Source organism: Streptomyces sp. NPDC047841, assembly GCF_040704085.1.
In the GTDB taxonomy this organism is placed as follows: domain Bacteria; phylum Actinomycetota; class Actinomycetes; order Streptomycetales; family Streptomycetaceae; genus Streptomyces; species Streptomyces argyrophylli.
On sequence record NZ_JBEYRP010000074.1, the window covers coordinates 1 to 7,227 of the forward strand.

The following is a 7,227-nucleotide window of genomic DNA, read 5'->3' on the forward strand; positions in this document are numbered from 1 at the left end:
CCCCGGTGTCGCGGCACTGGCCGCCCAGCCCTGTTGAGCGGAGCCCGCCCGCCCCGTGGGGGTCTGGAGACAAGCGGCGCTTGTCTCCAGACCCGACGTATGTATCGCGTTCCGGCTCGCGAGGACAAAGCGCAGGCCCGGAAGCGGATCATGGCGCATGAGGGCGAGGCCAAGATCGCCCAGGCGGTCTTTTTCGACGCGTGGATCTCCCGTCCCTGCGTGCCGGCCGTCGTGTGGGAGAAGGGCGTCAAGGCGCACTTGAGCGCTGCGGCGCAGGAGGACATCATTCCAGTCGAGCAGGTGAAGGCGGAGTGACTTCCGTGGCATCGCCTTCGGCACTGCTGTCCGGGTGGCCCGGATGCAGGAAGACCGCAGCGGGGTTGTCTTCCTCGCACCGTGATGTCCGGTCCGGGGCGTCGTCCTGCGCTGCGTGTCCGACAGCCGCAGGGGCAACGGTCTCTTGCGGTCGCCGCGCGCAGCGCGTCCTCTTCACGTTCCACGGCCTGCGGACTGCGTCCGGCAGCCGGGGAGTGTGGAGCGTGTCGGCACCGCCGGGTCCACGCGGCAGGCCCCGCACTCGTCCCGCCCCGGTGGCAACGTCGGCGTCCCGCACGAGGTGGCCGTCGACGGGCAGGAGCTGTTCTTCTCTCAGGTCGGCCTGCGCGGCGGCCCGGCATTCGTCGGCGGCTTCTTGCCCGACCTGATCGACCGCGACCTGCCCGGCCGGATCCAACCGGGCAGGGTCTTCCACCTCACCTGCCCTTGACCGGGTCGCCGAGGGCTACCAGGCGATGGACGAGCGCCGCGCGGTCAAGGCTCTCCTGGAGCTCCGACCGCGCGGCTGCGGGGGGTTACTGTCCGACCGGGTTGAGGTAGGTGCCCGGGTGGGTGGCGCCGTCCTGCTTCAGGATCTGGCCGCCGAACGGCCACTTCAGGGTGAAGTGCTTCGTCTCGTTCGGCGGGGTGACCAGGAACTTCGCGGGGACGAACTTCTCCTTCTGCGGCGTGGACCTGGCAACGGGGAGCAGGTCGATGCTGAAGTCCGTCGTGTCCCCCCGGCCCAGAGTGATCTTCGTGGGCTTCTTGGAGGAGCGCACCAGGGACCAGGTGCCGTCGGTCCTCTGGGCGCCGACCATGTCGACACCGGCGAAGCCGGACAGGGTGCAGGTGCGGTTGCTCTTGTTGGTGAACCAGATGAACGCCTGCGTCTGCCTCCCGGCCCGCCCCATCTCCGGCTTCGCGTCACCCCCGGTGGCGAAACCGGCCTTCAGGTCGGCGGTGTGGCAACGCGTCGGCGCGGCCTTGGTGGTGGCGGCCGAGGCCGGGACGGCGGCGACGGCGGTGCCGGCGGCGACGATCGCCGCAAGGGCGACGGTGGTCATTGTGGTCTTCATGACGTGTTCGGTTCCCCTCGAATACGACTCGGTGCGCGAGGTCAGTGCGCACCCCCGCACCTGGAGACGCTGATTGTCCGGCGGAGGTTCGGTGCGCCGGGCAACCTTTTCCGCCGCGGACGGCGCGATGCCCGGCGTCCTCCGCCTGCTCGCCAGCGACCTGGCCGCCCGCGGCGCCAACGAGGCGGTCACCGTGATCGGCGCGCACCTGCCGCTCCCGCACCGACGCGCCACCGCCATTACCGCCACCCACCCCGAGCTGTACGCACTCAGGCCCGCAACGCCCCTTACCGGCCGCCGCCTGGCTGGAGAGGGGCGGACCCGATCCGCTGCTGCTCGCTGCCCTGGACCGCGGCCGGCTCCTGGCCGCGGTGCGCACGAACATGCGTGGCGCGGCCACCCGCGTTGCGTTCGCGCTCCTGCTTCAGGACCCGCCCGGCCTGCTCGGCGAGCTCGTAAGCGCACCGAGCAACGGCCAGTGACCGCCCGACCGCCCTCGCCCCGCCCCGTCGCCGGATGGATCCTCCGGCAAGCGTTGCAGGCGACAGGACGTGCAGGCAGCGGCGGTGCTGGGCGACGCTCCACTCGGCGGCCTCGCTCAGGTTGTGCCGAAGATGCCACCTGTCTGCGACCTGAACCGCCTGCGGCGCTCCGGCCGAGGCGCCTTCGGCGAAGAACGGCGCGCGGTCCCGGCAGATGGCCTCGATGCCGGGCCGCTGGGCGAGCCAGGCAGCCAGGCTGGATGCTTCCCGGTCCGGAAGCAGAACCAGATGTAAGGCTGACTTGCTTCCTGGTGGCTTGCTGTCTTTCCCGTCTACTAGGGTTCTTGATCGCCAACGGGCCGGTTGTGTGCCCGTGGGCTGGGAGTGAACACGGGGGAGAGGAACGGGGATGGGTTACACGATCCCGGGCTGGCTTGACGAAGTCCTGGACTTCATCGGGATCAACTTCCCGAACGTCGACGAGGACGACTACCGTGAAATGGCGGACGCCATGCGGGAGTTCGCGGAGACGTTCGAGGGGCACGGCGGGGACGCACACGCGGCGGTCTCACGGATCCTGTCCTCGTCCGAGGGCTGGGCGGTCGATGCGTTCGAGAAGCACTGGAACCAGGTGAAGGCGAGCCACCTGGAAAAACTCCCGGAGCTTGCACGGCTGTTCGCTGATGCCTGCGACGTGCTCGCGGACATCATCTTCGGCATGAAGACCAAGGCAGAGGCCGAACTCGCCGTCATGGCCGGGTCGGTGGGCCTGTCCATCGGTCTCGCCTGGGTGACCGGCGGTCTGTCCGCAGTTCTGGGTGCGGCTGAGATCACGGCAATGCGGCAGGCGGTCAAGCGGATCATCGACGAGGCGGTGGACCGGATCGTGGATGAGGTGATCGCGAAGGTCACCGAGCCGGTCAACGCCAAGCTGGAGGCGATGGTCGAGGACATGGTCCTCGACTTGGCCGAGGGCGCGTTCTCCCTGCCGAGCGACGCCGGAAGCGGCGGGCACGGCGGCAAGGGTGGGCACGGGGGAATGCAGCTCGCCTCGGCCGGCGGCGATCTGGGTGGGGGCGGTGGCCCACAGAAGCGGACCCGCATCGATCATGCCGAGTTCGAGGACGGGGCTGGAAAGGTCTCCCGTCACGGAAACGAGCTGCATCTCGCCTCGTCCAGTCCCCTGGGCAGGGCCAAGGACCGGTTCGGCCGCAGCAAGGGGCGTGACCCGTTCACGAAGGCCTTCGACAGTGTGCTCCACGGCGCGCTCGAGGGCTCGGAGAAAGCCCTCAAGAAGATCACCAAGCACATCACGGAGACCGTCCCGGACCGGGTCAAGGCCACCTCCCGCCTGCACAGGCACAACGACATCGGCGTCGGCGACCGCGCCAGAAACATCCACATCAACCAAGGCGATGCGGGCGGCGGCTCAGGCCACCACGGCGTGCCGGCCTCCGGCCGCAAGCCGGACCTCGGGCTGAAAACCGATTCCGCGACACTCTCCCGGCAGGCCCGCGAACTGGACGCCAAGGAGACCTGCGGCGACCCGGTCGACATGGCCACCGGCCAGATGGTCCTCGCCCAGGTCGATGTCGACCTGCCCGGCGTGCTGCCACTGACCCTGCGCCGCACCCACCTGTCCGACTACGAGGCGGGGCGCTCGTTCGGCCCGTCGTGGGCCTCAACGCTCGACGAACGCCTGGAGAAGGACGACGCGCTCGGCGGCTACTGGTGGTACCGCGAGGACGGCTCGGCCCTGGCCTACCCGCGTCTGCCCGACCTGCCCGGCGACCGCGTCGCCCCCGCGGAGGGCGTGCGGCTGCCGCTGACGTATGTCACACGCGGCAGCGGCTACGTCCTGACCATCGAGGATCCGCACAGCGGTCTCATACGCCAGTTCGAGCAGGCCGCCTCCCGCGAGGGCGTTTGGTGGCTGGTCAGCATCGAGGACCGCAACGGCAACACAGTCACCGTCGAACGCGACGAGCACGACACGCCCGTCACGGCCACCCACAGCGGTGGCTACCGCGTCCGCGTCGACTCCGAGGGCGGCCGGATCACCACGCTGGCCGTCCTCACCGAGGCGCAGCCGCTACGCGTACGCTCCTTCCGCTACGACGACGAGTCCGGTGACCTCACCGAGGTGCGCAACGCAGTGGACGCGGCCACCCGTTTCACCTACGACGCCGCCCACCGCCTCACCGGCTGGCGGGACTCCAACGGCACCGCGTTCACCTACACCTATGACAGCGCCGGCCGTGTCATCGCAACCCACGGCACCGACGGCATCCTCAACTCCACGATCACCTACGGCGAGCCGCACGACGACGGCACCAGCACCGTCACATACACCGACTCCCTCGGGCACCGCACGCTCTACCGCGCCAACCGCCGCGGCCAGATCATCGCGATCACCGACCCGCTCGGGCACACCACCACCCAGCAGTGGGACCGACACGACCACCTGCTCTCCCACACCGATCCGCTCGGCCGCACCACACGCTGGGACTGGGACGCGGACGGTGACCTGACCGCCCTCACAGCGCCCGACGGCACCGTCACCCGCGTCGCCTACGACGCCCGGCACCTGCCGGTCGCCCTCACCGGGCCGGACGGCGCCGAGACCCGCCAGGAGTACGACGAGCGCGGTAACCGTACGGCTGTCATCGGCCCGGACGGCGCCGTGCACCGCTTCACCCACCACCCCACCGGTGCGCTGGCAAGCATCACCGACCCGCTCGGGGCGACACTGCGAACGGAGGCGGACGCGGCCGGGCTCCCGGTGGCCGTGCAGGACGCGCGCGGTGCCCGCACGGCCTGCCGCCGAGACGCCTTCGGCCGGCCAGTGGAGGTCACCGACGCCCTCGGCGCGATCAGCCGCCTCACCTGGGACGCCGAGGGCCGGCTCCTCACCCGGACCGCGCCCGACGGCAGCAGCGAGAGCTGGGAGTGGGACGGCGAGGGCAACTGCGTCCGCCACACCGATCCGCTCGGCGGCGAGACCAGCACCACCTTCGGCCCGTTCGACCTGGTCCGGACCCGCACGACCCCGGACGGCCGCACCCACACCTTCGTCCACGACACCGAGCAACGCCTCGTCCAGGTCGTCAATCCCGCCGGACTGAGGTGGACCTACGCGTACGATCCCGCCGGCCGGGTCGTCGCCGAGACCGACTTCGACGGCCGCACCCGCCGCTGCTTCTACGACCCAGCCGGGCAGCTGGTCCGCCGCACCAACGCGGCCGGCCAGGAGGTCGGATACGAGTTCGACGTAAACGGCCGGCTCGCCACGAAGACCGTGGGCGGCACCCGCACCACGTTCTCCTACGACACCGCGTCCCGGCTGACAGCGGCCACAAGCCCGCACTGCGCGCTGGAGTTCTCCTACGACGTGGCCGGACGGCTGCTGACCCAAACAGCGGATGGCGCAACCCTGCGCCTCGGCTACGACGCGGCCGGCCGACGGATATCGCGTACCACGCCCTCCGGGGCGCGCACCGAATCGGGCTGGGACGAGGTCGGCAACCGAATATCCCTCACCGTCGACGGCCGGCACGCCCTGACCTTCGGCCACGACCTCCTCGGCCGCGAGACCGAGCGCACCCTCGGCACCGGCCTGCACCTCCTCTCCGACTGGGACGCGGTAGGCCGGCTCACCCACCAGAGCCTCACCGCCCGGCCGGGCCGCCGCGTCCGCGCCCGCACCTACACCTACCGGGCGGACAGCCACCTGACCGCAGTGCACGAGGAGGTCACCGGGCAGGGCACCACGTACGCCCTCGACCCGGCCGGCCGACCGCTGCGCGCCGAAGGGCCCGCCGGTGCGGAGACGTACACCTATGACGCGTCGGGCAACGTGCGCACCGCCCAGTGGCCGCAGCGTGCCGCGGACCCGGCCGCTCGCGGCGAACGGACTTACACCGGCACCCGCGTGCTGCGCGCCGGACACACCCACTACCGCTACGACGCCGCCGGACGCCTCGTCGAACGCGTCAAACAGCGGGTGTCCCGCAAGCCCGACGTATGGCGTTACACCTGGGACGCCGAGGACCGTCTCACCTCCTGCGTCACCCCGGACGGCGCTGTCTGGCACTACCGCTACGACCCGCTGGGCCGCCGCACCGCGAAGTACCGCCTCGACGAAGCCGGCCGAGCCGTGGACGAGACCCGCTTCACCTGGGACGGCACCCGGCTGGCCGAGCAGACGTCGACCACCGCGGGCATCACCCTCACCTGGGAGCACGACGGCTTCCGACCGCTGGCCCAGTACGAGCGCAAGCCGCTGTCCGACCACGAGGTCGCCTCCCGCTTCTTCGCCATCGTCACCGACCTGGTCGGCACTCCCACCGAACTCGTCGACGACAGCGGCACGATCGCCTGGCGCAGCCGCGCGACCGTCTGGGGCACCACAGCCGTCAACCCGGACGCCACCGCCCACACCCCGCTGCGCCACCCGGGCCAGTACTCCGATCCCGAGACCGGCCTCTTCTACAACTTCTTCCGCCACTACGACCCGGAGACCGCCCGGTACGTCAGCCCTGATCCACTGGGCCTGCTGCCCGCGCCGAACCCGGTCGCCTACGTCGACAACCCGCTGGACCTGTACGACCCGATCGGCCTGGCCCCGTGCCGCAAGGAGCACTACACCTGGACCGACGGAGCCGGCGGACGCGGCGGCAGCATCCGTTACAAGCCGCACGACCACCTCGGCCGCCCGACCGGCGTCTCCGCCTGCATCCGCCCCGAGATGCTGGACACGGGCACCGAGGCGGGCGGCACCCGGCCGCCCGGCTGGCGCGGCAACGGCAACGCGTTCAACGAGGCCCGCGGCCACCTCCTCGCCAACCGCCTCGGCGGCGCGGGCACCCACCACAACGCCCGGCACAACCTGGTGACGCAGACGAACAACCCCACCAACTCGCCCTACCAGCGCGATATGGTCGAGGGGCCGATCTACGAGGCGGTGAGGCGGGGCGAGATCGTGCAGTACGACATCACCCCGATCTATGAGGGGACCAACCCGATCCCCATCCGCCTCGAGTACGCCGCCCACGGCAACCGCGGATTCGAACTGACCGGCTGGCTCGACAACCCCGCCGCCGGGGTACGCACCGCCATACCCGGATGGACACCCTGACCGGGAGGCTGAGGGACACCCCGCCTCGGTAGAGTCCCCCTGCGGCCCCGGCCCTGACGCCCAGACCCACCCGACTCCTTCAGGAAGCCCCGGTTGATGCCCCGTACCACCCCGCCCCGCCCCACCGACGTCGAAGCGGTCGTCCCCGAACTGGCCGGGCTGCGCCGCACCGCCACCCGGCTGCACCCACGCCGCGGCACCCCCACGGCCCAGG

General features: G+C 71.0%; 3 protein-coding genes and 2 pseudogenes. 3 read left to right on the plus strand and 2 right to left on the minus strand.

The features are described from left to right. Positions 1–99 precede the first annotated feature (99 nt). Both AB0947_RS42510 and AB0947_RS42515 read left to right on the plus strand, forming a co-directional pair. The gene (locus tag AB0947_RS42510) at positions 100–315 is read left to right on the plus strand and encodes a hypothetical protein (RefSeq protein ID WP_366755718.1); all 216 of its coding nucleotides are present in this window, start codon (positions 100–102) and stop codon (positions 313–315) included. A 217-nt stretch (positions 316–532) separates the two neighbouring features. Beyond that, positions 533–824: pseudogene (locus AB0947_RS42515) on the plus strand (IMP dehydrogenase); the annotation flags it as partial. Positions 825–851: 27 nt separating this feature from the next. Here the strand turns inward: AB0947_RS42515 and AB0947_RS42520 are convergent. Both AB0947_RS42520 and AB0947_RS42525 read right to left on the minus strand, forming a co-directional pair. After that, the gene (locus tag AB0947_RS42520) at positions 852–1,394 is read right to left on the minus strand and encodes a DUF4232 domain-containing protein (protein WP_366755719.1); all 543 of its coding nucleotides are present in this window, start codon (positions 1,392–1,394) and stop codon (positions 852–854) included. 590 nt (positions 1,395–1,984) lie between these two features. Further along, positions 1,985–2,158 (minus strand): annotated as a pseudogene (locus AB0947_RS42525) (transposase); the annotation flags it as partial. A gap of 127 nt (positions 2,159–2,285) precedes the next feature. Here AB0947_RS42525 and AB0947_RS42530 point away from each other — a divergent pair. Then, entirely contained in the window at positions 2,286–7,013 is a 4,728-nt protein-coding gene (locus tag AB0947_RS42530) for a DUF6531 domain-containing protein (protein ID WP_366755720.1), read from the plus strand. Positions 7,014–7,227 lie beyond the last annotated feature (214 nt).